We start from the raw sequence: 24,149 nt of genomic DNA, 5'->3' as shown, positions 1-24,149 counted from the left end.
TCTTTTAAAGACCAGTCAAGTGTACCTTTAGTATTGTTTGTCATATGAACTCTCATATCTGCTTTTTTTACATGCTCGAACGGTACTTCTCTTTCACCATTCATCAGACTGAAATCATCTTTAAGTATTTGGGTACGTTGGACAATTGGTGCAGAATTTTTAGTATTATCTACACCTTCTGTACTTGCTGATGTTGCCCCAATCCCTCCAGTTAATACGATACCAGTTGTTAATGTTCCTACTACTAATTTCTTAAACATAATAAATCCCCCTTAAATATTTTTTATAACTTGCACCTTAAATGTATCACTTTTGTATCTTTTGTAAATATTTTCAATTTGTAGAAATATTTATTTAATTATTAACAATATTGGGATTGTATTTTATCAAATGGAAAATAGAGGGATTTACAATGATATGTAATAATGCATAATAAATCAAGCAAATATCATGATATACTCTCAAAGAGCTGATACAAAATTTCTTTAGATTGGAAAACTAAAGTCTTATCTACCTAAAAGGAAGGCGCCTTATGGCGTCTTTTTTCTATTTTCAAAAGGACCTGCTCAATTAATTCTTAAAAACATAAGGTAAAGTGAACCCATTAAAATCCATGGAATGAACCCTAGTTTTACCCTCTAATCTAAAGGAGGCACTATTGTTATGGGATATGGTGGTAGTTGCGGCGAAGGCTGCGGTTTCGCTGGAGGATTCGCTTTATTAGTTGTATTGTTTATTTTATTAATCATTATCGGATGCAGTTGTTTCTGCTAAAAACTATTGGAAAAGGCACCCTTATATGGGCGCCTTTTTGTATATTAAAAACCTCCCTATTTCCGTAGGCAGGCTAAATGTGATTTTGCACAATTGAGTTATAGCAAAATCATTTATATTGAAAGTAATGAAAATTAACTTAGTAGTCCTAATACCTTAATAATCTCAATTGTTTTATTATCTTTTATTTTAAAATAAAGCCTTTTCCCTATACGTTCACTAATTACAATATTTCCAAAGGCTAATTTACGCAAATGTTGTACAATCAAATCCTCTGTAATTCTTGTTTGCTTACTTAAATCAGAAACTGACAACGATCCATATGTAATCAATTTACAAACAATTGATAAGCGAGTAGAATTCCCTAATAACCCTAAAACTTTTATACTTTCGGTATAGAAACTAAAATCCATATGAAAAGCATGTAACAGATTTTCCAACCTCCTAAAATAAGATGAATATCAACCAAAATATCTTAACATAAAAACAGTGAAAAACACCCTAAAATATACCAAATATTCATTAAGAAAAATGATACTTGAATGGGAGTCCAATACATATTATTAAAATTAATGTGTATTGGACTTTCCATCCTCAATGAATGGAAAGTAGAGATGCTTCAATTATGTACCGATCTGGAGCGTCTCCTATATAGTCAAAAGGATAACAAGTTGTTAATGTTAATGTTGGCTCACTTTTTTCTACAATAACTGTTCGATCTTCTGAATCTGTTATCCAATGCTTGTTAATTTCATATGTATATGTTTTATTTTCATATTCCACGATAAGTTGGTCATTTTCCTTTAATTGACCAAGCTCGGTAAAAACAGTATCTCTATGTCCACTTAAAACTGTATGACCATTTCCAGATGGTGTAGTAGTTAAGTCACTAACAAACATACCTACACCCTTTTTTAGTACTTTATCATCAGCTCCCCAATATATAGAGTATTTCTTTTGTATTTTAGGGATAATTAAATATGCTACTTTATCTCCTAACTGATGGTTTACCTTTGAAGCGGGAATTTGCACAGGTTCTTCAGGTTGTAATGAAGTGTCAATCTTTGTCTCTGTCTCTGTTTGATTGATGTTTTGCGTTTCATTTTCTTTAGAAGGTGTGGAGGTCTCATATTGTTTAGCCTCGTTAGTTGTTAACGACTCTGCTGATTGTCTAGCACTATACCATTCTAGAAAATAATAGGAAAAGATAGTAAGTCCAATAACAGTTAAACATAAGCCTATCCATTGTTTTTTATTCACTTTTATCACTCCATTTGAAAACGACAGGATTTCTCCTGCCGTTTTAAGGAACTATTTTATGCGTTTGTCTTTTTACGACGGAACATTAATACAGAACCAGCTAATGCTAATCCTAAGCTTGCTAACATCATTGTAACACCGTTTGATGCTGTATTAGGTAATTTTTCACCTTGTTTTTTCGTTTCTTTTTTCACAACTGTATTAGTATTTTTCTTTGTTTCTTTTGCAGTTGTTTGAGGCTTAGTTTGTTCTTGTTTATTATTTGTTGTTTGGTTATTTTGTTTTGAATTCTCTTGCTTAGTGTTTTCTTGTTTAACAGGTTCTTGTTTAGTGTTTTCCTGTTTAGTATTTTCTTGTTTAGGTTGTTCTTGAGGTTTAGTAGTTTCTTTATTTTCTGTTGTAGTATTTGTGCTCTTTGGATATTTATAATCTTCACATGGAATGCCGTCTTTATCATTATCTAAACGGTGTGGATCATTTCCAACACCATATCCATTTTGATCCCAGAATGCTTGAGCATCTTGTTGACTTTTAAAATGACCACAGTTTTTTGTATCATTAGGACTCTTAGCTGCAAATGCAGAAGAACTGTACCCCACTGTTAATAGTGTTACCGCTGTTGCTGAAGCTAATAATTTTTTCATAAATTTCTTCATCCCCCTAAATGGTATGTATTTACATTGAAATATTTTACATTTAAAAATCTAAAAATACAATAATAATTTGTAGATAAATGTAAGATTTCTAGATAATAATACCAAACTATTAATTCATATATTGTCATATTATGTCGAAAGAAAATAAAAAAGAGCCAAAGCTCTCTTTAATAACTAATACTAACCATAGTCACTATTCTCACAGTAATATGAATTTGATTTATCACAACAAATATATGTTGTTTGTTGGATAAATAATGGAATCAGTAAAGCGTTAGCTGTAGTAGCATTTGAGACAGTAATACTTTGAAAACATCCTCAAGTAAGAAAGTTTTTGTATCTCTTGATGTTAATGTTGTTAGTGTAAAAACTCCCTTTAGATGTCTACGGAGGTTTTTTAAATTTATATTTTATTAGATTCATAAACTTCTCATAAATTATAATACAAAATATAGAAATACAGTTATAATATACTATGTTCTTATATATTTTTGGGGAGGATTTATAGTGAATAAAGTATATGAATTTAAAAGTGCTGGAAAGTCTACAATTACTATTGATGGGAATTTTATCCGCATAAAAAGAAAAGGCTTTGTAAACCTTATGAATCATGGTTTAGATGGCGAAAAGACAATTGATATCAATACGTTAACTGGGGTACAAATGAAGCAGGCTGGATTTACTAGTGGATATATCCAATTTATTTTTATGGGGAGTAAAGAAAGCAAAGGTGGAGTATTTGCAGCTACAAAAGATGAAAATACAGTTATGTTTGTAAAAAAAGAGCAAAAAATGGCTGAAGAAATCAAAACATACATAGAAGGAATATTGTCAAATAAGGGGCAAACACAAGTGGCTGCAACTACAAGTGGTGCTGACGAAATATTAAAGTATAAAGAGTTGTTAGACCAAGGTATTATTACTGAAGAAGAATTCCAAGCGAAGAAAAAACAATTATTAGGTATATAGAGGGCACTCAGTTGAGTGCTTTTTTATTTTATGGATATCAACACATACACATCAAGCTAAAAATTCTTTGTGTTTTATACTAAGGAAATTTATTTTTATCATTTTGGTGAGGAACGTTTTCCTTAACCTGATAGCGATGGGGTGCCGCCAGCATTCCGAAAAAATCACGCTAAGCAAAAAATATAATAAGCTGTCGATATAGACAGCCCTTTACATAATTATCGTTATTGGAATCAAAATATACTTACACATCCAAACTATTGATAATAGCTAATATTTGATGATCTGTCCATTTGCCATTAATCCTTATATTTTCTTTCGCTATACCTTCTTTTTTAAACCCCACTTTTTCTAATACACGAATAGATGCTATACTATCAAGCATCGCTCCTGCTTCAATTCTATGTAGCTTTAATTCCCTAAAAGCAAAATCTACAACAAGTTGAAGAGCCTCTGTTGTATAGCCCTTTGCATTATGCTCCTTATCTAAAGTGAATCCCGTATAACAGCTTTGGAGGTCTCCCCTAACAATTTGAGTTAATGAAATGTCTCCAATCAGTTTATCATTTTCTCTTAAAAAGATTCCAAAAGGGTATACTTGCCCTTCAGCTGTCTTTTTTAGAGCTTGTTCAAGACGTATTTTTTGATGTTCTTCTGTATAAAAAACTTCTGGGAGCAACGGACAAACTCGTTGAAAAAATTCGCGATTTCTAATATGTAAGTTAGCTAACTCGTTGGCATCATCAGTTTTATAAAGCCGAATATAAATGTGCTTCCCTACTAGTTTCATAACATCCCTCCAACATTTTTATATGTCTAATGAGGCAAAAGTATACCGTATACTTTATACAGTTGGCTATTGTCAGGAATCATTTTGCACGAAAGAAAAGACACTCTATATGAGTGTCTTTTCCAATAGTTTTTAGCAGAAGCAAGAAGCTCCAACGATGATTAATAAAATGAATAACACAACTAATAAAGCAAAGCCTCCAGAAAAGCCACAACCGCCACAACTACCACCATAACCCATAATAGTTCCTCCTTTAGATAAGAGGGGAAAACTAAGGTTCACTCATGTATTTTAATGGATTCGTTTCATCTTATGTTTTTCCGCATTGATTGAGCAGGTCCTTTCGAAAACTATTCACATATTAACTATATTTTTAAAAATAAATAATTTAACTATATTAATATATAGATAAATTAATATAATGTATTAATCCTAAAAGAAGGGAGGAATAGCCATGCAATTAGTTTGTTTTAAAATAGTAAGTGGTCAGTATTTCTTGTTTGTAGAAGGTATTCAAATTCCTGTACCAATTCCAGCAGTTGCTGCAGCTTTATTAATTGGTTTAGGAGTAATTCCACTTTGTTCTTAATGTAAAGAATTCGGACCATTCCTATCTTTCCATTGGAAAAGCCTCAAGTATATGAATACTTGAGGCTTTTCTTTATATCAGAGAAAAAACACCTTACAGCGCTTGAAGATCTCCTGATTTAATTAATGCGGCCGTTACATCATCACCGAAAGTATTGAGACAGAATACTTGCTCGTCTACCTTATCCATCACTGTAGCTTCACCTATCACGCCACCTTGAAGTTTAATAAAATAGTTATGTTCTTCTACAATTTTACTAAAATCTCTATTTGCCCATCTTTCAGTAATTGCTAATAGCTCTTCTTTGTTCTTGAAATTGTTTCCGTTTAGAATGTTTCTTACTTTCTCTGCATTCTTTTTGGACATAGGGGTTGCTCCCTTTCCTTCACACGCTTTTACTTTTTGATGAGTCATGCTATGCATAGCTGAAATAACTTCTTCTTCAGTAGAAGTTACTGTAATGTGAAGTTGTGCATTTGAACCTTTCACTTCTGCTTCATTCGATAGTATGTCTTCTTTATTAACCTCTGCAAAAACATGGTCCTCACCCTTAAGCGGGACTTCAGCAAACTGTAATATTCCATAAGTCATACCAGTTGCAAGTACTACTCCCCCTATAATAGATGCTAGCCAATACTTTAGCTTCTTATCCATCTTCATTCCCCCGTCTTCGTTTACATATCTTAACTAAAGAATACCATATTTAATTCCTTTTTATTGAAGAGTCTCTAATTTCTACTATTTAAAAATGATTATATTGTCTAATGTAATACGATATAATCATTTTATAATACAAAAAAAATCATATTCTCATTCCCTATTTTTTTGGAGGTGATTGTCTTGAATAAAAACATCAATCTACTTCTTCAAATAATAATTGGAATTATAATTATGATTGCACCTATTCTCATAACAGGATCTATATACGATGTCACTAAATCATTTGGTGAACTATTAGTGGCAGAACTTATTATAAGAACACTTTCTCTCATTATTGGACTTTTAGTTATTAGCACAGCTTTGCATCGTTATTCTCAATAATTATTCATGTTCAAAAAATACAAATATTTTACATACCAATTCTTATGTATTAAGACATCAAAAACAAGTGTTACGAAAAAAATATAAAAAAGACATCTTTTTTAGGGAAAGATGTCTTTTTTATATAAACCTTAATGTTCGTTCTGTAAAACCCTCGCTGCCTTTACTCCCTTTTTCTCTTCTTTTAAAAATAACGATATGATAAACGCAACAATTATAAAGACTAGCCCCAGTGTAAATGCACCTTGGAATCCGGATGTTAAACCGTTTAACTTCTCTACTGGATTCAGTGGATTTGCAGAGCTTTCCATATAGCTAGTTGTTCCTGAAGACATTTTCGATATGAATATAGCTGTACCAATTGCGCCAGCTACTTGTTGCAGTGTACTAAACAGTGCTGTTCCGTGCGGATATAAATCTGGTGTTAACTGATTTAAACCGTATGTTTGTGCCGTCATGACAAACATGAGTCCAACCATTAATACGCTATGCATAACAATAATTTGTACCATTGATGTATCAGGAGTAATGCCTTTAAACAAGAACATTGCTATCCCCACTAACACAATACCGGGAACGATAATAACTTTTGGACTAAATTTATCGAATAGTTTACCTGCGATTGGTCCCATGATGGCGCTAATAACACTTCCCGGAAGCATGATAATTCCTGATTTAAAAGCTGTAACGAGTAAAACAGTTTGCAGGAACATCGGTAATAAAGTCATCGTTGAAAATAACGACATCATCACAATGACGATTAATCCAACTGATAATGTAAACATCGGAACTTTAAATGCGCGTAATTCTAAAATTGGATTCTCAATTTTCAATTGTCGAAAGACAAAAATACATAATGAGATAAGCCCAACAAGTAAAGTGCCATACACTTTCGCATCGGACCATCCTAAATCACCCGATGCACTAAAGCTATACACAAGTCCGCCAAATCCGAGTGTCGATAAAAGGATAGATGGATAATCTACTTTTGGCCTTGTTAACTCTGAAACATTTTGAATGTACTTCATTCCAATCATAATGGAAATGATCACGACAGGAATAACAATATAGAATAACCAGCGCCAATTTAGTGAGTCTACGATTACTCCAGATAATGTAGGGCCAATTGCTGGAGCTGCCATCATTACAAGTGCGATTAATCCCATTGTTGCACCACGTTTTTCAGGCGGACAAATAATTAAAATCGTATTCATTAATAACGGTGAAATTAACCCTGTCGCTACCGCTTGGACGATACGGCCGACTAATAAAACGGAAAATGTCGGCGCAAATCCCGCAATTAATGTACCAGCTAAAAACGTTACCATAGCGATTAAAAACATTTGCCTCGTTGTGAGCCATTGTTGAAGTAACGCTGTAATCGGGACTAAAACCCCAACTACTAACATGTAAGCTGTAGAAAGCCATTGAATCGTTGAAGCTGTTACATCAAATTCTTTCATTAATACGGTTAACGCATTACCAAGTAACGTTTCGTTTAATAATGCAACCATTGCCCCTAGAAGTAATGCAATTAAAATGGGGGTATGTTTCAAATTAGAAGTATCAACTTTGCCACTTGCAGGGCTCTTAGTTGTCATATTCATTTACAAATTCTCCTCCTGTTTCTTGCTAAAAAAACGATAAATATACCTAAACACATGTAATATAATATACATATGTAGATTAAAAAGGGAGAATCAATTTTCAGCCACTGTATATTTAATCTACAAAAAAGGAGAATTGTAGATGAACGATAATGAAAAACAAATTGATTTACGTATTAGACGTACACATAAATTACTATGGGATTCCTTATTTGAATTAATGACACAATCAAAGCAGAAATATAGTACGATCACAATTAACCAAATATGTGACCGCGCGATGGTACACCGAACAACCTTTTATAAACACTTTGAAGATAAAGATGCTTTATTAGCATTTGGATTTAAACGATACAGCAAGATGATTGCTGAAATACCCGTTTCAGATCGATTAAGTAAACCATTTCAAGTAATGGAACAATTTCTACACCATGAAGAAATCGGTAAAATATTAGAAACGCAAATGTCTGATGAACAATTTATTAACCGGACACAGTATTTAAGTCACGAAACGAGAAAACAAGAAATAGAAGCGTTACATCAACTGCGCAAAAATCATACGATGCCAAATGATCTAATCATTGAATTTTATTCAGGGGCAATCACCTCATTAAGCGCATGGTGGTTTAAAAATGAAAGAAGCGTTTCTGCGGCTGAAATGGATAGGTATCTCCACCAACTTATTAACAGGGATATTTTTCAGTTTGAAGAGGAATAAGACTACACCTTTTCAATCATGCAATAAAGTGAAACTTTAATCAGTGGGGGGTTTTGTTCATCCCCCACTGATTATTAGTTGAACCAATCGGACTTTTACGGACAGTTGATCCCCCACCTAACTTCTTTGCTTCCACTGAATTTTGAGGTGGGGGTCTTACTGCCCGTTAAAGCGGGATCAAATTGACCACAAAATAGGAATATGATATATTTTCCGTAGAATACTATATAAGTATGACATCAAATAAAATGGCATATAATAAAAAGAAGAGATGCGCTAACATCTCTTCCTTAACTGCTACCGTATAGGGTGGTGGTTATTACACGTTACTATTTTTTACGAAACCCACCCTTTTGCTTCCTACGGCGCGGAGTGGGTTTTTTGTTGTCCTTATCCAGAAGTTGCTTCCGCAAAAAATACGCTGAAACTTCACGTACAGTCGCTTTTACAAATTCTTTTACAAGGTCAAACAAAAACTCCATATTATCACCCCCTTTCCTTCCAAATGGAAAGAAGGGATAACCACCCACCCTCACAATATGCAGTTACATATATTTTATCAAATGATTGTAAAGATATTATGTAAACCAAACAAATGAAATTTTACATAGAAAAAAAGCCCTTCTAAACCGGGCTTTTCTATCACCATTATTTAGCGACCTTCTTCAAATCCGAACTTTCTATAACTGAAAGCTATTAAGACGGACCATAACCAATAAGATGAGCAATTATAACTGCTATTAAACCGATCGAGTATTCAATTAGAATTAAAGGAAGAATCCACCTTGCCCATCTTGTCCATGAAATTCCTGCAATTGCTAATCCAGCCATTAGCGTACCACCTGTCGGAAAAATAATGTTTCCAATACCATCCGCGAATGAAAAGGATAATACAGCTGTTTGGCGTGTAATGTCCAATAAATCTGCAAGTGGCGCCATGATAGGCATTGTCAACATTGCATGACCACTACCTGATGCTAAAATAAAATGAATCGCTACTTGGAAGTTGTACATTCCAACAACACTTAAAAAAGGAGAAATATGTTCCATTCCTTCCGACACTTGATACAGTAGTGGGTCTATAATATGCCCTTGATTCAAGACAACTAAAATAGCGCGTGATACACCAATAATTAAAGCTCCCCCGATTAAAGATGCCGATCCTTGTGTAAAAGATTCTACTGTATCATCAAGAGATATCTTGCCAAGAATTGCAATGATTATAGTTAAAATAATAAATAAGGCTGCAATTTCTTTTATATACCACTCGTACTTAATAACACCAAATACAAGAATAATATAATTGATTAAAAAGGCCGTTAATATCCATTTATGTCTTTTTGTTAACTCTACTTTCGCTGTTAGTAGGCTGTCTTGCTTGTTTGTATCGAATTTTCCGTAAATTCCGCTTGCAGGATCCCTCTTTACTTTCATCGCATGACGATAAACGAATGTAACAGCAATTACATATATGACTACGAATAAAACGAGGCGGAACCCCATCCCCGAATACATAGGAAGACCCGCTATCCCTTGAGCCAGACCAACTGTAAACGGATTCATAATTGCCGTTGTAAATCCGACGGACGCTCCTACTAGTACCATCGCAGTTCCTGTTATCGTATCAAATCCAACCGCAAGAGCTAGCGGAATAAATAGAGGTACATACACTAAAGCTTCCTCAGCCATCCCCATTAATGACCCGCCAAGTGCAAAGAACAGCATGATAATAGGAATCATTAACTTTTCACGGTTAGCGAGTTTTTTTGCCATCGTTGAAACAAGAGCCTCAACTGTACCGGATGCCTTTAATACACCAAAAAAACCTCCAATAATAAGAATAAAAAAGATAATATTAGCAGCTTCTACCATCCCTGTAGGAATAGATTTTACCGTATCAAAAAATCCAAGTGGCGTTGATTCAATCCATTTAAATGAATTTGGATCTACTGTTGTATACCCATTTTTTTCAATCTGTTCATATTTTCCGGCCGGCAATATATGTGTAATAACAGCCGCAATAACTAGCAAGACAAGTAACATTGCAAATACGTTTATTTTCCATTCTTTTCTTTCCTTTTTTTCTTCTGGCTCGAATGAAACTGCCTTCTCTGATACTTGACTCATATACCAATCCCCTTTGCAATAAAGTGAAACTTTGATCAATGGGGGGTTCGTTCATCCCCCACTGATTATTACTTTTCCGGGCAGCCGGCAGTCTGGTTGCCCCCACAACCATGACATACCAAGCTATCCACCAATTCTTTTATTTATAACACGCTATGATTTAACTACCTTTTTACTAATTTCATTTACAAATTGGTTAAATAAACGCTGCTGTAGAGCATCCCTTTCCGACATCATTTCTGGATGCCATTGAACCGCTGCTACATAACGATGAGCTTTGGATTCAACAGCCTCTATCACACCATCAAAGGACCATGCGCTTGCCTCAAAATCTTTCCCTAATGTTTTCACTGCTTGATGGTGAAAAGAATTAACCATTAAAGATTTTTGGCCAATGGCCTCATAAATTTTTCCCTCTTCGAGAAGATCTACAGAATGAGAGCCTTGCCATTTACGGAACTGTTCTCGAACATGGAAATATTCTGGCCCCATCTCGTGCTCTAAGTCTTGATAAAGAGATCCACCAGCTGCAACATTTAATACTTGTAATCCTCGGCAAATTCCTAAAATAGGAATATCTTTTTCTAAAGCCTGCTTTGCCAAATTCAATTCAAAATTATCTCGTTCTTCCTCTACAGTGCCTATATATGATTTTGGAGTATCACCGTAATAAATTGGATTGATGTCCGCGCCACCAGCCAATAACAATCCATCTAATTGATTAAGTGTGGACTCAATTTGATCCACTCCCTCAATTGGAAGTAGAACAACCGTTGCACCTGCCCTTTGAAGGGAGCGGATGTAGTCATAAGAAAAGAGAGCCATATCTTGACCTGGTAGCCCTCGCAAGCCCTCCTTCCCTATTTCACTATGATCAACATAATACCCAGTAACACCAATTAGTGGTTTCATTTTCTCTCACCTCATAATTTAAATGGTTTCGTTGTCTTTCTCTGCTGAAATTGTATACTCTTAACCTCCCTTTTCTAGCAAGTGGTAAAGAATTAAATATGTAAATTATGACTCTACTCATTTCCCTATTTCTTTACACACCATTGATATAAGCAAATATCGTGCCAACATTAAAATTAAAGTGATTATTTACATATTTTTAAATATTTTGTCGTTTTATCGGTGTTTACTCTACTGAAATGTATTATAATTGGTTATTAATTGGTTACATAATGACCAATTAATAACCAACTTTAGACCAATTCCATTCAACTAAAGAGGTGCTCTATGAACAAATTTGAAACCAACCACATTGTATTGATCACCGTTTTAAAAGAAACACGAAAAGCCCTACATCAACAACTAACGGAGATGGTAGGTGATCTCATAGATATCGAAAGTTTTTCTGTAGAAGAAAGTATTCCAAAAGTATTTCATTCTACATTAATTGTGTTACCTAATACATTTACGATAGAAACGGTGAAAGACTTTATTGGGGAAAACTGCGAAGTAATAATAGCAAAACGAACATTAAATTATGAAAACGTAGACCAGCTTTTATTTTTACCAGAAGGAACACAAGCCCTATATGTGAATGATAATCATGAAACAGTATACGAATCAATTGAAACGATGCGTCAATTAGGGCTAAACCATATTGAATATGTCCCATACTATCCTGGAAAAACGAATATACAAATGATCAAGCTCGCAATCACACCTGGCGAACTTGAAATTATCCCTGATTTTGTAGAAAAAGTAATTAATATTGGCCATAGATTAATAGATATTACTACAATCATGTCCATTCTAGATCGATTTCATTTAATGGAGGAATCAGGTAACCACGTTTCTGAGAGATACTATCGAAAAATAGTAGATTTAACAAAGAATTTAGCTAAAGCTCATCGACAACTTCATCAAGTTATTGATGGTGTTGGTGATGGCATACTAGCTATTGATTATGAAGGAAGAATTGTTGTCTTTAATGAATTTCTGGAAAGCATGCTGAAAATAAAAAGTAAAAATGCTATTGGTCATCCGATTGATGCCATTATTGATAATATCGATTTAGTAAACTTCATCCTTTTGAATAAGCAACAAGAAAGCGGAATATTTGTTGTAAACGGCTCGGATGTAATAGTAGAACGCCTACATATAAATGATCAATCGATTATTGTTACTTTTAGAAATGCCCTTAAGACCATCGGATTTGAACGGAAATTGAGAAAAGAATTTGTCAAAAAAGGTTATGTAGCAAAATACAATTTTCATAATATCGTTGGGATTAGCTCTACGATCCAAGACACGAAACAAATTGCCAAAAGGTTAGCTAAGACTGATTTAACTGTATTAATTGAGGGTGAGAGTGGTACCGGAAAAGAGTTATTTGCAAGTGCTATTCATAATGCTTCCCAGCGAAATAGCGGCCCTTTTCTTGCTGTTAACTTCAGTGCTTTATCGGATGATTTAGTCGAGAGTGAATTATTTGGTTATGAAGACGGAGCGTTTACCGGAGCAAAAAAGGGCGGGAAAATGGGATTATTTGAACAAGCAAATGGCGGCACTATTTTTTTAGATGAGATTGGAGATATTAGCCTGAAACTTCAAGCACGACTCCTTCGAGTATTGCAGGAAAAAGAGATTATGCGTGTTGGCGGAAGCCAAATTATCCCGATAGACGTCCGAATTATTGCAGCAACCAATAAGGATCTACTGAAAATGATTCAAGAAAATATGTTTAGAGAAGACTTATACCATAGGCTTAAAGTACTCTTTATACACCTTCCCGAATTAAGGGCGCGCCGAAATGACATTGAATTATTAGCTAAACATTTTGTCGCACTATCGGACCCTAAAGTCAAAATTGAACAAGAACTAATTGAAGAACTGCAAGGATATCCATGGTACGGAAATGTACGAGAACTTAAAAATACGATAGATTATATGCTTGCTGTCCGTACCGGAAACCAAATAACAAAAAATGATTTGCCTAATCAACATTATTTTCAAAAGCCTCCACATAAGAAAACAAATAGCGATCAGGCAGAAAATATTAAACCCTTTTCTTCAAATTCAAACGCTCTTGATCAAGAATCACTTTTCATCCTTACCCTTATCATGAATTATGAAGAAAAAGGAAAGGCAATCGGACGAAGAATTATTTCTGAAAAGAGCCAAGAAGTCGAAATGAAATTAACTGAGGCACAGGTTAGACACCGATTGAACTTCCTGAAGATGAAAGGGTATGTGGAAATAAAAAAAGGTAGAGCAGGGATTCATTTAACAAGAAAAGGGTTGGAGATTGTACGTAGTCTTTAGTCAAGGTTCGGATTTTCAGGTACATAGAGGCTGTTTTATAAACAGCCTCTTTTTTTTATGGAATAAAACGTCGATAAATTTAAGTTACAAATATTCAGAATTAATATTAAAATGAATAATGGGGATAGGGGTATGGGCTTATAAAATTTATACATAACGAGGGAATAGAAATGAAACTACAATTAAAAGCGGATTTAATGTTACTACTAGTTACATTTTTTTGGGGTGCATCCATCCTACTTACAAAACTTGGACTTGATGGCATAGAAGAATATAATTTAATCGCATTACGATTTATTATCGCTTTTCTTTTATCAGGTTTAATATTTTACAAACATTTATTTAAGATCGATTTTAAAACTGTAAAATATGCATTTATACTCGCTTCTGTCTTATTTATCGTTTACATTTTCGCGACTTTCGGTACAAAGTATACGAGTGTTTCTAATGCTGGTTTCCTACTATGTCTCACAGTCATTTTCATTCCAATATTATCAGCTATATTTTTAAAACACACTCCGGAAAAGAAAGTTATGGTGGGAATTATTTTAACGATAATAGGAATCGGCTTATTAACATTAACGAGCGAATTCAAGATCGGTAATGGCGATATATTTTGCATACTGTCTGCCTTATTTTATGCGATTCACGTCATCATTACTGGAAGTGTAACGAAACATGTGAATTCCATTGCACTTGGAGTAGTGCAACTCGGCTTCGTCGGCCTATTTAGTCTTATTTTTTCATTCATTATTGAAACGCCAAAACTGCCTAGCACAACCAACTCATGGCTAATCATCCTAGCCTTAAGTATATTTTGCACCGCAGTCGCATTCATCGTGCAAGTTATCGCCCAGCAATACACGACGCCTACACATACAGGACTTATCTTCTCATTAGAACCTGTCTTTTCCGCAGGCTTCGCTTTCGTTTTCACAGGTGAAACGCTGACAGGAAAAGGATACTTAGGGGCTACGCTTATATTATTGAGTGTGTTAATTGCTGAGTTGGATTTTAAGAGTTTGTTGAGGCCTAATTATAAGAAGAATATAGAGTAAACATTTCAATAGAATTAATAAACATACCCCAGAAAAATATGAGTTTATATTATTTTCATTCTCTTCACTTAGATTTTCTTTTTAGATGCTATCTTCAAACAAGGTAGCATCTAAAAAATGTTAAAAGGAATCTCTCCTTAGTATCTTCTTATACTCGATGTAGTTTGCATACTTGACCTTTTCTACGTTCTTTAATTACTTACCGAATATAGTCATACAGATTTTTCGCTAACAATAAACAAGTTACTGTAATGAAAAGGGCACGAACATACCCGCTCCCTTTTTTTATAGCGAATTTGGAGCCAACAATCCCTCCAGCAATTTGAGCAATCCCCATTATAAAACCATACGCATAGTTTACTTGCCCTACATACATAAACATCAATAATGCACCAACATTACTTCCTAAATTAAGAAGCTTCGCATTACCTGCTGCTTTTAAAAAGTCATACCCAATAAATAAAAGAGAAAACATTAAAAACGAACCTGTTCCAGGACCTAGAAATCCATCATAAAAACCAATAGCAAAAACAAAGAAAGTAAAAATAATGACGTGTCGACCAGACAATTTCTTATGAGTGGAAATACTACCCCAATCCTTTTTGAATATCGTATAAATAGCGACCGCACCAAGCATGATCAGCATTAATGGCTTCAATACTTCTGGATTCATTAAATGAACAGTCCATGCCCCTATTATGGAACCTATGAAAGTGAGCGGAACTAATTTAAACGCCGATTTCAAATCAAGATTACCAGAACGATAAAACACAATATTACTAGTTGCACTTCCCATTGTCGATGCTAGTTTATTCGTAGCTACTGCACTTGCTGGATTCAGTCCTGTAAATAATAAAGCTGGTAAAGCAATGAGTCCACCACCGCCTACAACTGAATCAATAAATGCAGCTACAAATCCAAAAACAATCAAAATAATTAATATAGATGGGTCTAAATACAAATCCATACTAGTAGCCTCCCCTTTAGTCACTATTGTAATAGTAACTACCAATTTGCTAAATGTAAAGAGTTATTGTAACGTTGAAATATAACAGCAAGCATCGGAGGACGAAAAAGTGGACTACATAGTACAACAGCTTAAAAAAATTGGTTTCAATGAATATGAAGCTAAATCTTATGTATCTCTTGTTAAACAGGGGCCTGTCACAGCCTATCAAGTGAGTAAAGATTCGGGTGTCCCAAGAGCGCGAATTTATGAGATTTTAGGTAACCTTGTAGAAAAAGGAATTGTCATGAAAGAAGAAATAAATGACACCACCCGCTATTCACCTCTACCTGTTGAAATCTTTTTACAGAAGGCGCAAACAGAATGGCAATCTACTTACGAAGGAATAAGTGATTCATTAAAAAAACTAGAAACTTCCGAGGAAAAAACGGATAATCGAGTAATTACTTTAAAAGACAATCAAACAATCATTAGCTACTGTCAGACATTAATAAAAAAAGCAGAACGACGTATTGTCATTTCAATGTGGGATGAGATGTATGAAGCGTTAAAAGAAGATCTATCTGAAGTAGCTGATAAAGTTACAATACAAGGTATTACCCTACATGTTGAAAATCCCATTAAAAATCTAGAAGCCCATCGCATAACACCTTATACAGAAACCTTGTCTACAGAACATTGGTTTATTGTATCGATAGATTCTAAAGAAATGATTTATGGACCATCACTTGAAGAGCGTAATATTGCTTTTTATACAGATGACCCCGTTCATATATACTTATTAGAGGATTATGTATGGCATGATGTTTTAGTAAATCGACTTGTCCGACGTAGCCAAGATGACTTGCAGCAATGGATTACTGCAGAGAGAAAGTCTTTCTTTATGGGGAAATAAGTAGCATATTGAAAGAATCAAAAAACAAAGCATAAGTGAATGAAATAGAACACTTATGCTTTATTTTATTTGCAAAGTGATACTCCAGTCTTTTCACTATTTTCCCTCCACAAACCGACCAAACTCCTTCATAAACCTCAGCTTAAAACTCCCCACAGGCCCATTCCGATGCTTCGCCACATGAATCTCCGTCATCTCTTTCTGCTTCGTTTCCTTATCGTAATAATCCTCGCGATACATAAGCATAATGACATCCGCATCTTGCTCAATTTGTCCGGTCTCTCTTAAATCAGATAATAGCGGACGCTTATCTTGTCGTGACTCTACAGAACGAGATAACTGTGATAACGCTACTACACAAACATTTAATTCACGCGCTAATAACTTAAGCTTACGAGAAATCTCACTAATTTCTTGAAATCGATTGCCCTTATGCTTCGGATCATCCGTAATAAGCTGCAAATAATCTACAATAATTAAAATCTTTTTATCACCGTGCTTCCTCTTTAACTTACGAGTTTGCATCCAAATATCTTGCACCGTAACGCCTGCATTGTCATAAATCTCAAATGGCAACTCACCAATCTCCGCAAACGCCTTACTTACCTTCTCCCAATCTTCCATCGCAAAACGATGCTTCGGATTTTTCAGCCTACCTCCTGACACTTCGCCTACGCAAGAAGCCATCCTTTTCAATAATTGCTTACTACTCATCTCTAACGAAAACAATCCCACCGCCGCTCCAGACTTCGCCGCATGTAGTCCAACATTTAGCGCAAACGCAGTCTTCCCCATAGAAGGACGCGCACCAAGGACGACAAAATCACCTTCCTGCAATCCGCACGTCATTTTATTTAACGATGTATAACCAGTCTCAATACCAGTAATCTCTTTCACATCTTGATGAAGCTCCTCATACAAATCAACTAACGCATCCTTCAAATCAAACTCACATACAGAGTCTTTCTCCTCTAACTCACAAAGTGCCGTAATCGTCTCACCGATAACTTTCTCACTCTTCTCCGCAATAAGACGCTCTCCCATCTTGTGCCCGAGAACACCAGCCTGATACATTTTCCACGCACCTCGAACAAGCCCCTCATAATATGAGAAGTTGCTAGTAGTAGGCACACCATCCATTAACCCTATAAAATACTCCATTCCCCCGATGCCCTTCAAAAAATTCGGGTCCAACCTAGAAGTGAAAGTCACAAGATCAATCGGTTGCCCCTCTCCTTCCATCTTTCGCATTAACTGAAATATAGACTTATGCACCGGCATCGAAAAATACTGCTCCGTCAAACGGCACTCCTTAATAAGCTCTCCATCAATTAGTAGAGAACCTAACACCGTCTTTTCCGCCTCCACATTTTGAATACTCATGGCCGCCACCCGCGCTCCGCTAAAAAGCGCTGCAACTCTTCCTCTGACGGCGCATTCTTCTCCCACTCCTCACACCTCGCCAAAAACTCCTCCGTCTCCCCCGTACTAACAGACGACTCCTTCTTCCGAAAGCTCGCCGTATCCGCCTCAACCTCAGAAACTTTCGTAAAACCTTTCCCATGCCAACCTCTCAAAATGCCCTTCACATAAGCAATCGTTCGCTTATTATTCTCAAACGCAATTTGAAGAGCCTTCAGCACAAGCTCCTCTGACAAATCTTCCATCCACGCACTCAGTTCCTCTACAGTATGAGGAGACAAACTACCGAAATGCTGCTCATAAAAAGAAAACACGCGACTTCCCGTTTCTTCCTCTATAACCTCTTCTTCCACCTCTGTCTCCTCACAAACTGGATCAACATCATCCACAGCTAAATCACTCGGCATACCAAAATGCGCTAAAAGCATAGGAACATTCAGCTCCTCCTCTACGCACTTCTGAAGAAACATATGTACAAACTCCTTATTCTTCACACCCTTAAGCTCACGAAGAACGCACTTCTCCACATTCGTATTCGTCACCGGATTATAACGAAGCCAATTTAAAACGAATAACTCTCTCGTATCCGCATCATAAAGAATCTTCCCATAATCAATGAAGCGCTGCACAAGCTTATCAACAGTCTCCCGATTATAACCCGTCTCCATCTCCGCTAACCGCTTCGGAAAAGGAAAAATCCCACACTGCGTCGTCTTCGAACAAGTTAACAAATAAACATAAAAATACCGCTCCTCCGGCGTCAAATCCAAAACAAAATCATCCTGCCAAAAATTCACCTGCACATTACGATACACCGCCATCCTAACTCCTCCCGTCTCCGTTCAAAAGTAAAAGCCTCTTCATAATATATATGGGAGACTGGCTGGGTTTTTGGCGTGTTATTTCAAAAATTTTTTTGACTACTACTACGGTGTTTGTTGGTGTTTTTGTTTTGTTGTGCTTTTTCTTAGTGATTTATTACTTGGTAGGGGCTTGTAAGGGGCTTAGGAGGGGCTAGTTATCGGTTACTTCGATTAGGAAGACTCGATCTGAGAAGCCGCCTCATTCTTTTTACGTATTTTATTGATTTCTTTTAGTTTTAGCTAGAGCATTTTTAGTTTTAAGAGGTTGGCGTGGTTCCCTTTGTTACTTTTTTCTTCTAATATAACTAAAAAAGCAGTTAAACTAGGTATGACTAAAATGCATTGAGCCATTAAAAAATGAAAGTGGCATTCTGAAAACAGAAGAATTTCAAAAGGTGCTATCAACCTCAACTTGGATGATTATTACGAACATTATTCATTATTATTTGGCTCTACTTCACGACAGTGCTGCGTATGAATAAAGCTGCTACATTACGTTGGAAGCAAGATATTGATTTAAATAATCATACACTAACTGTCAATCACTCACTACGTCTTAAAAATATTGATGACTGGACTGCTTGGACCAACAAAAACAAAAGCAGGTCTGCAGACAATTACTTTTAATAATGATGCAGTAGAAATTTCAAAAACTTTGAAAGATAGGCAAGGGGATTTTGGGAATTTAATTTCATATTCTCTTACGAGATGGTAGACCAACATGGTAATCAACAATCGCTCGAATTATAAAATGTCATGCGAAGATTGCTGGAGTTAAACCTATTCAAGATAAGGGATTACGTCACTCTCGCGCTTCTTTTTAATTAACGAATATAACACTAACCCCCTCATTATTAAAGATCGTTTAGAACATGACGATATCACAAAAACTTTAAGCACCTATTCACCTTTATATCCGAATGTAAACTTTGAAATTGATAATAATTTGAGTGGCTCAATTAAATATGAGACATCTAAAGAAAACTAGATTCAATAAAAAATATTAATTCTAATATAGTAATAAATAATTATTTTTTTTATAAATATAGAGACAGAAAAGATACTTATAACTCTTTTCTGTCTCCTCGAATATATATTTTAAAACTCTGCACTTTTACAGCTTAAAAGAATTTTGTTCTCTATTCGTTTCATATAATCTCTCATAAAAGCATAATCGATTTTACCATCTTCCATAATTGGTAGAAGGATTTTTTGTTTTTTTATTCTTTCTGTACCCATTTTATATCCATAAGCATACTTATCTTTTTGAGATTGAATCATCGTTTTAACAAACAAATTAATATATTTATCATCACTATACATATTCAATTTTAAAAATCTAGTATCCCCTGAAAAGTAAGCAACATAACTATGATAGAAGGTATATCCAACAGAACCATTACGATTCACGCCGATAACATTAGAATCTACTTGCCTTTCACGGCCGGCTGGATTAACGAAGTCTGTTATCCCATTCCCCATAGAAGTCGATCCAACAAATGGAACAAGCCCCTGCTTTCTATCTCTTTCTGGCCAGTCTTTACCACTTTTCACTTTAGCAATTTCATCTAATGAGAACTCTCCCCATCTAACTTCTTTCAATTCTTTAAAGTCATTTACAACATTTAATTCCGGAAATTCAAATTTATTTTCTGTTTCTTGTTTTTTCAAGCGAGTATATTCATCAATAAAATCCCAATCTGGTTTTTCATTTTCATCAACCGGTAACATGATTTTTTCTCGTTTTATTCTATAATCATTAATTTCTCTATTGAAAGAATATTTATCACCAATTCTACTTAAAACCGTTACTAAAAATAAATAGTGATTTTTAGTAAACAATGGATTACTAAGTATCGTTACATGATCAGAAGCTATAAATTCATAGTCATGATAAAAAACACTACCTACACTACCACTATTGGCAATAGTTATACATTTAGAAAATTTACGTACATTTTTTTCATTGCCTATAAATCCATCTATACCATTTGAAAAAGAGGTACTTGAAACATAGGGCATATCTCCCGGAAGCTGATTAGCCTTTGTCAAACGTTTCCCTCTTTGAATAGTAGTAAAAATTTCATTCAAGAAAAATGATCGCCAATTTTTAGATTTTAATATTTGATTAGACATTTACTCACCCTCTTCAAATAAATATCTTTTACCATGACTATACATATCGACTTGAAAGGTTAAGTAATCTGCCAAAGTTTTTTCAAAATCCTCTTCTTGAGGAACTTCCTCATTAAAATAATAAAAACTATGCAACCACTCATCCTCTGGTGCAATAGTAGTTTTTACAATAAATTTAGTTCCATCATCTGCATTACCATTTAATACATCAATTAAATGTTCTCTCTTTGATTTTTCAGTACCATTACTAATCAATCCAGTATGTTTTCTAACCTCATATCCATCATCCGTAAAATCTACAAAGTTAACACGTTTCTTTTTCAAGTCATGAGGAATACCAGCAGTAAAAATGCAAATACAAGGATTAACTCCTTTCCCATGAAAAGTGTCCGTATTTAAAGTAATTACAGTCTCTAAAGTATTATTTTCTAAAATTTCTTTTTTATATACTTTTTCTTCTTTTGTTTTCCCTACCATTGTACTTATAGGAACAATGGCCGCTAATTTCCCACCTTTCATCATCATTTTCAACGCCGTATTAATAAAACTAATTTCAGAAAGATGGGATAAAGCTTTGGTCTTAGCTTGACTATATGGTGGATTAATTAAAACCTTAGTAATGAAATTATGTTTCTCTTCCTCACCATTGTTAACTTTATCTTTCTTATAAATATCCTCTGGTAGATGGAACATATCCCCATTATATAGATTTGATTTTCCATCTCCTCTTAAAATCATATTAGTAGTAGCAATTGTAAACAATTTCCCTTGCAATTCTACTCCATATAGTTGATTTTGTTTAATTCCTTCTATCCACTCTTTCTTTTGTTGTGAATTTAAGTTTGGATTATTTTGCACTTGAGACATCATACGCTGCATTGCACTAATTAAAAACGCGCCACTGCCACAAGCTGGATCCAAAACATAATCATCTGGTTCAATATTAATAAGCTCTGACATTAAAGAGGTAATATGCCGAGGTGTTAAAACGATCCCCAGTGAGTTTCCATCTGAGCCTCCGTACTTAACAAATTCCCCATAAAATTTACCCAGAATATCTATATCATGATTTTGATTTTTAACGTGATGATGTACTTTTTTTTCAATTTGTTCTACAAAATACTTTAACGGTGTTTTACCTAAACTTGGATTAATTCTATTTAAAGTCTGGTCATTTTATATATATAAAAAATTTTCTAGCAAAATCCCGTATTTAGCCGGTCTTCCATTATATTCTATGCTCTTTAAATACATCTCAATAGCATTGTAAATTTTATCACCATCTTTGGCTCCATCATCTTCAAAGCCCTTCAAGTCTTCAATTGCGAATGTTTTTTGTTCTAATGCTAAAAGAATTCCGGACACTACAGTCGCTTTGAAATCATTAGACAAATTCCCATAATTCCGTAGATCTTCATGCAGTTCCACGGCTACTTTCGTAACCTCTTGAAGTTCTCGTTCCTCTTTAGGTAGTTCACCTTTAATTGCTACTCGCCAATATTCTTCAATATTTTCTGGTGAAAAATCTTCAAAGCTTTTTATACTATTTAGTTTTCTGACCTCATCCTTTGATACATAATAAGGTTGAATCTCATAGTAATGTTTATTACCTACAACACCTATTGCAATAACTTCATTAAAGTTAGTCTTTTCTACAATATGTTTAGAATAATGAACAGCCCCATTTACAGCATAATCATTACGATAGGGATATTCTGTGATAACAACATCATTATCCGTATACTCTAGCTGCTTTATATCTGTTTTATTTTCTATAATAAATAGATGTCCTCCAGAAATAAAAATATATTCAGGATTTCCTTTCCCCTCACCTTTTTGAGACTTACTTGCTCCCACCAAGGCCTGATCTACTTCAACTATGGTTGATTTTTGATAGGAGTAAGACACCCCTATTGAGTCAAGAAAATCTTTAACCATAAAATCTGTATCTACTTCTTTTCCAGTTAATTGATAATTACTCACAGCTTTTCTCCCTCTGTTCAAAATTATTTAATATCATTTTACATTATGTTCTTCTACTTATTATACAGATCATTGATAATAATTGTATTTAAATTGAAAATTTCCAATCATATTATCCCTATATTAAAATTATCGCTGCCATTTCTGTTATCACAAAATAAAAGAACTTAGAAAAAAACATAATTTATAGGCTCTCCAAGCTTTTTCTTGTCGCTATTTAATTATTCCCACTCAATGCGTTCTAAATATGGTAGGAATTAATTTATTGAATATCAAGCTTTGGGGATTATTTATAGTTCTTTGATTCATTATAAGTTGAATGCTAATGTTTGCAAATTGTTTGCATGTTCAAACCAACTCAAAATAATTATTAAAGATGATTTCTTACTCACTCTCAAACGAAAAGTGATCTTTTAGTGTTTCAAAACAAACTCGAATTTCCTATCCTTTTCTTCATAAGCAGTAAATAAAGCATCGATCTTTTGTGCTCTACATGTGTATTGTTTTCTGTTTGATAATCGGCTAATAAGTTTGCAGTCTGAAAGATACGTTTCATTCTCTGACTCGCTAATCTTTTAAAGTTTTCATTTATACTTTCTTTCATTTTACTCCTCCTTGCAAAACAATTTCGAATACCAATATAACACCACACACTTAATGAGCAACAAAAAAATGCAAAACCCCATATATACTTGTATTTAATATAAATATATTTTCTAATTATTGACCGTGTTATTTTTTGAATCATCTCGTTTATAAACTCGTTAGAGTAAATATAAATATTTTCAGGCGTACTATACGAGGTTTAACAAAATAAGAGGGATGATATAATGAACGCAAAAGAAATATTAAAAACAATTAAATATGTAGAAGAAAAATGTCATGAAATAACTCAAATGAGTAAGTCAAGAGTACGTTATTTTCACAAAAAAATTTATCAATAATAGAGGGAGTAGAATACGATAGTTCATTTGATGATTTTATCAAAGAACTGCAAGATGTAATGGAAAGTGAGATTGAA

The 24,149-nt window shown here is 34.4% G+C and carries 25 protein-coding genes and 2 pseudogenes; 8 read left to right on the top strand and 19 right to left on the bottom strand.

The features are described from left to right. Nucleotides 1-260: pseudogene (locus ES895_RS27440) on the bottom strand (hypothetical protein); the annotation flags it as partial. Nucleotides 261-663: 403 nt separating this feature from the next. Between ES895_RS27440 and ES895_RS27435 the strand changes: the two are divergent. Beyond that, nucleotides 664-774 (top strand): YjcZ family sporulation protein, encoded by a 111-nt coding sequence (locus ES895_RS27435; RefSeq protein WP_000540371.1) that lies wholly within the window; start codon nt 664-666, stop codon nt 772-774. 134 nt (nt 775-908) lie between these two features. On the opposite strand, the gene ES895_RS27430 is transcribed toward ES895_RS27435, so the two are convergent. The 3 genes from ES895_RS27430 to ES895_RS27420 form a co-directional block, all read right to left on the bottom strand. Then, entirely contained in the window at nt 909-1,187 is a 279-nt protein-coding gene (locus tag ES895_RS27430) for an ArsR/SmtB family transcription factor (protein ID WP_000347623.1), read from the bottom strand. Nucleotides 1,188-1,368: 181 nt separating this feature from the next. Next, nucleotides 1,369-2,034, bottom strand: a complete 666-nt coding sequence (locus ES895_RS27425; protein ID WP_001036106.1) for a class D sortase — start codon at nt 2,032-2,034, stop codon at nt 1,369-1,371. A 56-nt stretch (nt 2,035-2,090) separates the two neighbouring features. Further along, nucleotides 2,091-2,678: an excalibur calcium-binding domain-containing protein gene (locus ES895_RS27420; protein ID WP_000734536.1), complete on the bottom strand. Its 588-nt coding sequence runs from the start codon at nt 2,676-2,678 to the stop codon at nt 2,091-2,093. Nucleotides 2,679-3,197: 519 nt separating this feature from the next. Between ES895_RS27420 and ES895_RS27415 the strand changes: the two genes are divergently transcribed. Then, entirely contained in the window at nt 3,198-3,659 is a 462-nt protein-coding gene (locus ES895_RS27415) for a DUF4429 domain-containing protein (protein WP_001045577.1), read from the top strand. Nucleotides 3,660-3,903: 244 nt separating this feature from the next. On the opposite strand, the gene ES895_RS27410 is transcribed toward ES895_RS27415, so the two are convergent. Together ES895_RS27410 and ES895_RS27405 are read right to left on the bottom strand one after the other, a co-directional pair. Beyond that, nucleotides 3,904-4,449 carry a GNAT family N-acetyltransferase gene (locus ES895_RS27410; protein ID WP_098587217.1) on the bottom strand — a complete coding sequence of 182 codons (546 nt, stop codon included), beginning with the start codon at nt 4,447-4,449 and terminating at the stop codon, nt 3,904-3,906. Nucleotides 4,450-4,581: 132 nt separating this feature from the next. After that, nucleotides 4,582-4,689 (bottom strand): YjcZ family sporulation protein, encoded by a 108-nt coding sequence (locus ES895_RS27405; RefSeq protein WP_000540375.1) that lies wholly within the window; start codon nt 4,687-4,689, stop codon nt 4,582-4,584. A 214-nt stretch (nt 4,690-4,903) separates the two neighbouring features. Here ES895_RS27405 and ES895_RS30060 point away from each other — a divergent pair, with 214 nt between their 5' ends. Further along, entirely contained in the window at nt 4,904-5,038 is a 135-nt protein-coding gene (locus ES895_RS30060) for a hypothetical protein (RefSeq protein ID WP_001177693.1), read from the top strand. Nucleotides 5,039-5,131: 93 nt separating this feature from the next. Here ES895_RS30060 and ES895_RS27400 read toward each other — a convergent pair whose 3' ends face one another. Then, on the bottom strand, nt 5,132-5,692 hold the full coding sequence (locus ES895_RS27400; protein ID WP_000358638.1) for a PRK06770 family protein: 561 nt from the start codon (nt 5,690-5,692) through the stop codon (nt 5,132-5,134). A gap of 186 nt (nt 5,693-5,878) precedes the next feature. Between ES895_RS27400 and ES895_RS29530 the strand changes: the two genes are divergently transcribed. Then, complete coding sequence (locus tag ES895_RS29530; RefSeq protein ID WP_001038824.1) at nt 5,879-6,079, top strand: hypothetical protein; 201 nt, start codon at nt 5,879-5,881, stop codon at nt 6,077-6,079. A gap of 131 nt (nt 6,080-6,210) precedes the next feature. Here ES895_RS29530 and ES895_RS27395 read toward each other — a convergent pair whose 3' ends face one another. After that, nucleotides 6,211-7,686 (bottom strand): MDR family MFS transporter, encoded by a 1,476-nt coding sequence (locus ES895_RS27395; RefSeq protein ID WP_135238814.1) that lies wholly within the window; start codon nt 7,684-7,686, stop codon nt 6,211-6,213. A 142-nt stretch (nt 7,687-7,828) separates the two neighbouring features. Between ES895_RS27395 and ES895_RS27390 the strand changes: the two genes are divergently transcribed. Next, nucleotides 7,829-8,404 (top strand): TetR/AcrR family transcriptional regulator, encoded by a 576-nt coding sequence (locus ES895_RS27390; protein WP_000999275.1) that lies wholly within the window; start codon nt 7,829-7,831, stop codon nt 8,402-8,404. 329 nt (nt 8,405-8,733) lie between these two features. On the opposite strand, the gene ES895_RS29525 is transcribed toward ES895_RS27390, so the two are convergent. From ES895_RS29525 to ES895_RS27380, 3 genes are all read right to left on the bottom strand, one after another. Next, the gene (locus tag ES895_RS29525; protein WP_000394754.1) at nt 8,734-8,886 is read right to left on the bottom strand and encodes a hypothetical protein; all 153 of its coding nucleotides are present in this window, start codon (nt 8,884-8,886) and stop codon (nt 8,734-8,736) included. Between the two features lie 214 nt (nt 8,887-9,100). Then, complete coding sequence (locus tag ES895_RS27385) at nt 9,101-10,531, bottom strand: YfcC family protein (RefSeq protein WP_000084616.1); 1,431 nt, start codon at nt 10,529-10,531, stop codon at nt 9,101-9,103. Between the two features lie 153 nt (nt 10,532-10,684). Further along, on the bottom strand, nt 10,685-11,443 hold the full coding sequence (locus ES895_RS27380; RefSeq protein ID WP_135238813.1) for a gamma-glutamyl-gamma-aminobutyrate hydrolase family protein: 759 nt from the start codon (nt 11,441-11,443) through the stop codon (nt 10,685-10,687). Between the two features lie 327 nt (nt 11,444-11,770). On the opposite strand from ES895_RS27380, the gene ES895_RS27375 reads away from it, so the two are divergent. Further along, nucleotides 11,771-13,804, top strand: a complete 2,034-nt coding sequence (locus tag ES895_RS27375) for a sigma 54-interacting transcriptional regulator (RefSeq protein WP_098542648.1) — start codon at nt 11,771-11,773, stop codon at nt 13,802-13,804. Nucleotides 13,805-13,974: 170 nt separating this feature from the next. Further along, complete coding sequence (locus ES895_RS27370) at nt 13,975-14,862, top strand: DMT family transporter (RefSeq protein ID WP_135238812.1); 888 nt, start codon at nt 13,975-13,977, stop codon at nt 14,860-14,862. A 199-nt stretch (nt 14,863-15,061) separates the two neighbouring features. On the opposite strand, the gene ES895_RS27365 is transcribed toward ES895_RS27370, so the two are convergent. Then, complete coding sequence (locus ES895_RS27365; protein WP_000366891.1) at nt 15,062-15,829, bottom strand: TSUP family transporter; 768 nt, start codon at nt 15,827-15,829, stop codon at nt 15,062-15,064. A gap of 109 nt (nt 15,830-15,938) precedes the next feature. Here ES895_RS27365 and ES895_RS27360 point away from each other — a divergent pair, with 109 nt between their 5' ends. After that, nucleotides 15,939-16,724, top strand: coding sequence for a TrmB family transcriptional regulator (locus tag ES895_RS27360; protein WP_000384623.1), 786 nt, complete (start codon nt 15,939-15,941; stop codon nt 16,722-16,724). 96 nt (nt 16,725-16,820) lie between these two features. Here the strand turns inward: ES895_RS27360 and dnaB are convergent, their stop codons facing one another. From dnaB to ES895_RS27335, 7 genes and pseudogenes are all read right to left on the bottom strand, one after another. Further along, nucleotides 16,821-18,107 carry a replicative DNA helicase gene (gene dnaB, locus ES895_RS27355; RefSeq protein ID WP_135238811.1) on the bottom strand — a complete coding sequence of 429 codons (1,287 nt, stop codon included), beginning with the start codon at nt 18,105-18,107 and terminating at the stop codon, nt 16,821-16,823. Next, on the bottom strand, nt 18,104-18,967 hold the full coding sequence (locus ES895_RS27350; protein ID WP_070757277.1) for a DnaD domain-containing protein: 864 nt from the start codon (nt 18,965-18,967) through the stop codon (nt 18,104-18,106). The genes dnaB and ES895_RS27350 overlap by 4 nt, the downstream gene beginning before the upstream one ends. A 193-nt stretch (nt 18,968-19,160) precedes the next feature. After that, nucleotides 19,161-19,249 (bottom strand): annotated as a pseudogene (locus tag ES895_RS30315) (nucleoside triphosphate pyrophosphohydrolase); the annotation flags it as partial. Between the two features lie 858 nt (nt 19,250-20,107). After that, entirely contained in the window at nt 20,108-21,145 is a 1,038-nt protein-coding gene (locus ES895_RS27345) for a restriction endonuclease subunit S (protein WP_135238810.1), read from the bottom strand. Beyond that, on the bottom strand, nt 21,146-22,198 hold the full coding sequence (locus ES895_RS30165; RefSeq protein WP_346986750.1) for an HsdM family class I SAM-dependent methyltransferase: 1,053 nt from the start codon (nt 22,196-22,198) through the stop codon (nt 21,146-21,148). A 123-nt stretch (nt 22,199-22,321) separates the two neighbouring features. Next, entirely contained in the window at nt 22,322-23,128 is an 807-nt protein-coding gene (locus ES895_RS30160; protein WP_346986749.1) for a hypothetical protein, read from the bottom strand. Between the two features lie 421 nt (nt 23,129-23,549). After that, nucleotides 23,550-23,732 (bottom strand): hypothetical protein, encoded by a 183-nt coding sequence (locus ES895_RS27335; protein ID WP_135238809.1) that lies wholly within the window; start codon nt 23,730-23,732, stop codon nt 23,550-23,552. Between the last annotated feature and the right edge of the window lie 417 nt (nt 23,733-24,149).

Origin of the sequence: Bacillus sp. 007/AIA-02/001 (assembly GCF_004634455.1) — a bacterium.
Taxonomy (GTDB): Bacteria; Bacillota; Bacilli; order Bacillales; family Bacillaceae_G; genus Bacillus_A; species Bacillus_A cereus.
This window is presented reverse-complemented; position numbering and strand designations above follow the sequence as displayed.

Excerpts from the sequence above, each read along its gene's own strand:
- ES895_RS27405 (WP_000540375.1), bottom strand. The coding sequence starts at position 4,689 with ATGGGTTATGGTGGTAGTTGTGGCGGTTGTGGCTTTTCTGGAGGCTTT.
- ES895_RS30060 (WP_001177693.1), top strand. The coding sequence starts at position 4,904 with ATGCAATTAGTTTGTTTTAAAATAGTAAGTGGTCAGTATTTCTTGTTT.
- ES895_RS27380 (WP_135238813.1), bottom strand. The coding sequence starts at position 11,443 with ATGAAACCACTAATTGGTGTTACTGGGTATTATGTTGATCATAGTGAA.
- ES895_RS27365 (WP_000366891.1), bottom strand. The coding sequence starts at position 15,829 with ATGGATTTGTATTTAGACCCATCTATATTAATTATTTTGATTGTTTTT.
- ES895_RS27350 (WP_070757277.1), bottom strand. The coding sequence starts at position 18,967 with ATGGCGGTGTATCGTAATGTGCAGGTGAATTTTTGGCAGGATGATTTT.
- ES895_RS27375 (WP_098542648.1), top strand. The coding sequence starts at position 11,771 with ATGAACAAATTTGAAACCAACCACATTGTATTGATCACCGTTTTAAAA.
- ES895_RS27335 (WP_135238809.1), bottom strand. The coding sequence starts at position 23,732 with ATGAAAGAAAGTATAAATGAAAACTTTAAAAGATTAGCGAGTCAGAGA.
- ES895_RS27345 (WP_135238810.1), bottom strand. The coding sequence starts at position 21,145 with ATGTCTAATCAAATATTAAAATCTAAAAATTGGCGATCATTTTTCTTG.
- dnaB (WP_135238811.1), bottom strand. The coding sequence starts at position 18,107 with ATGAGTATTCAAAATGTGGAGGCGGAAAAGACGGTGTTAGGTTCTCTA.
- ES895_RS27420 (WP_000734536.1), bottom strand. The coding sequence starts at position 2,678 with ATGAAAAAATTATTAGCTTCAGCAACAGCGGTAACACTATTAACAGTG.
- ES895_RS27430 (WP_000347623.1), bottom strand. The coding sequence starts at position 1,187 with ATGGATTTTAGTTTCTATACCGAAAGTATAAAAGTTTTAGGGTTATTA.
- ES895_RS27410 (WP_098587217.1), bottom strand. The coding sequence starts at position 4,449 with ATGAAACTAGTAGGGAAGCACATTTATATTCGGCTTTATAAAACTGAT.
- ES895_RS27370 (WP_135238812.1), top strand. The coding sequence starts at position 13,975 with ATGAAACTACAATTAAAAGCGGATTTAATGTTACTACTAGTTACATTT.
- ES895_RS27395 (WP_135238814.1), bottom strand. The coding sequence starts at position 7,686 with ATGAATATGACAACTAAGAGCCCTGCAAGTGGCAAAGTTGATACTTCT.
- ES895_RS27390 (WP_000999275.1), top strand. The coding sequence starts at position 7,829 with ATGAACGATAATGAAAAACAAATTGATTTACGTATTAGACGTACACAT.
- ES895_RS27435 (WP_000540371.1), top strand. The coding sequence starts at position 664 with ATGGGATATGGTGGTAGTTGCGGCGAAGGCTGCGGTTTCGCTGGAGGA.
- ES895_RS27400 (WP_000358638.1), bottom strand. The coding sequence starts at position 5,692 with ATGGATAAGAAGCTAAAGTATTGGCTAGCATCTATTATAGGGGGAGTA.
- ES895_RS29525 (WP_000394754.1), bottom strand. The coding sequence starts at position 8,886 with ATGGAGTTTTTGTTTGACCTTGTAAAAGAATTTGTAAAAGCGACTGTA.
- ES895_RS27385 (WP_000084616.1), bottom strand. The coding sequence starts at position 10,531 with ATGAGTCAAGTATCAGAGAAGGCAGTTTCATTCGAGCCAGAAGAAAAA.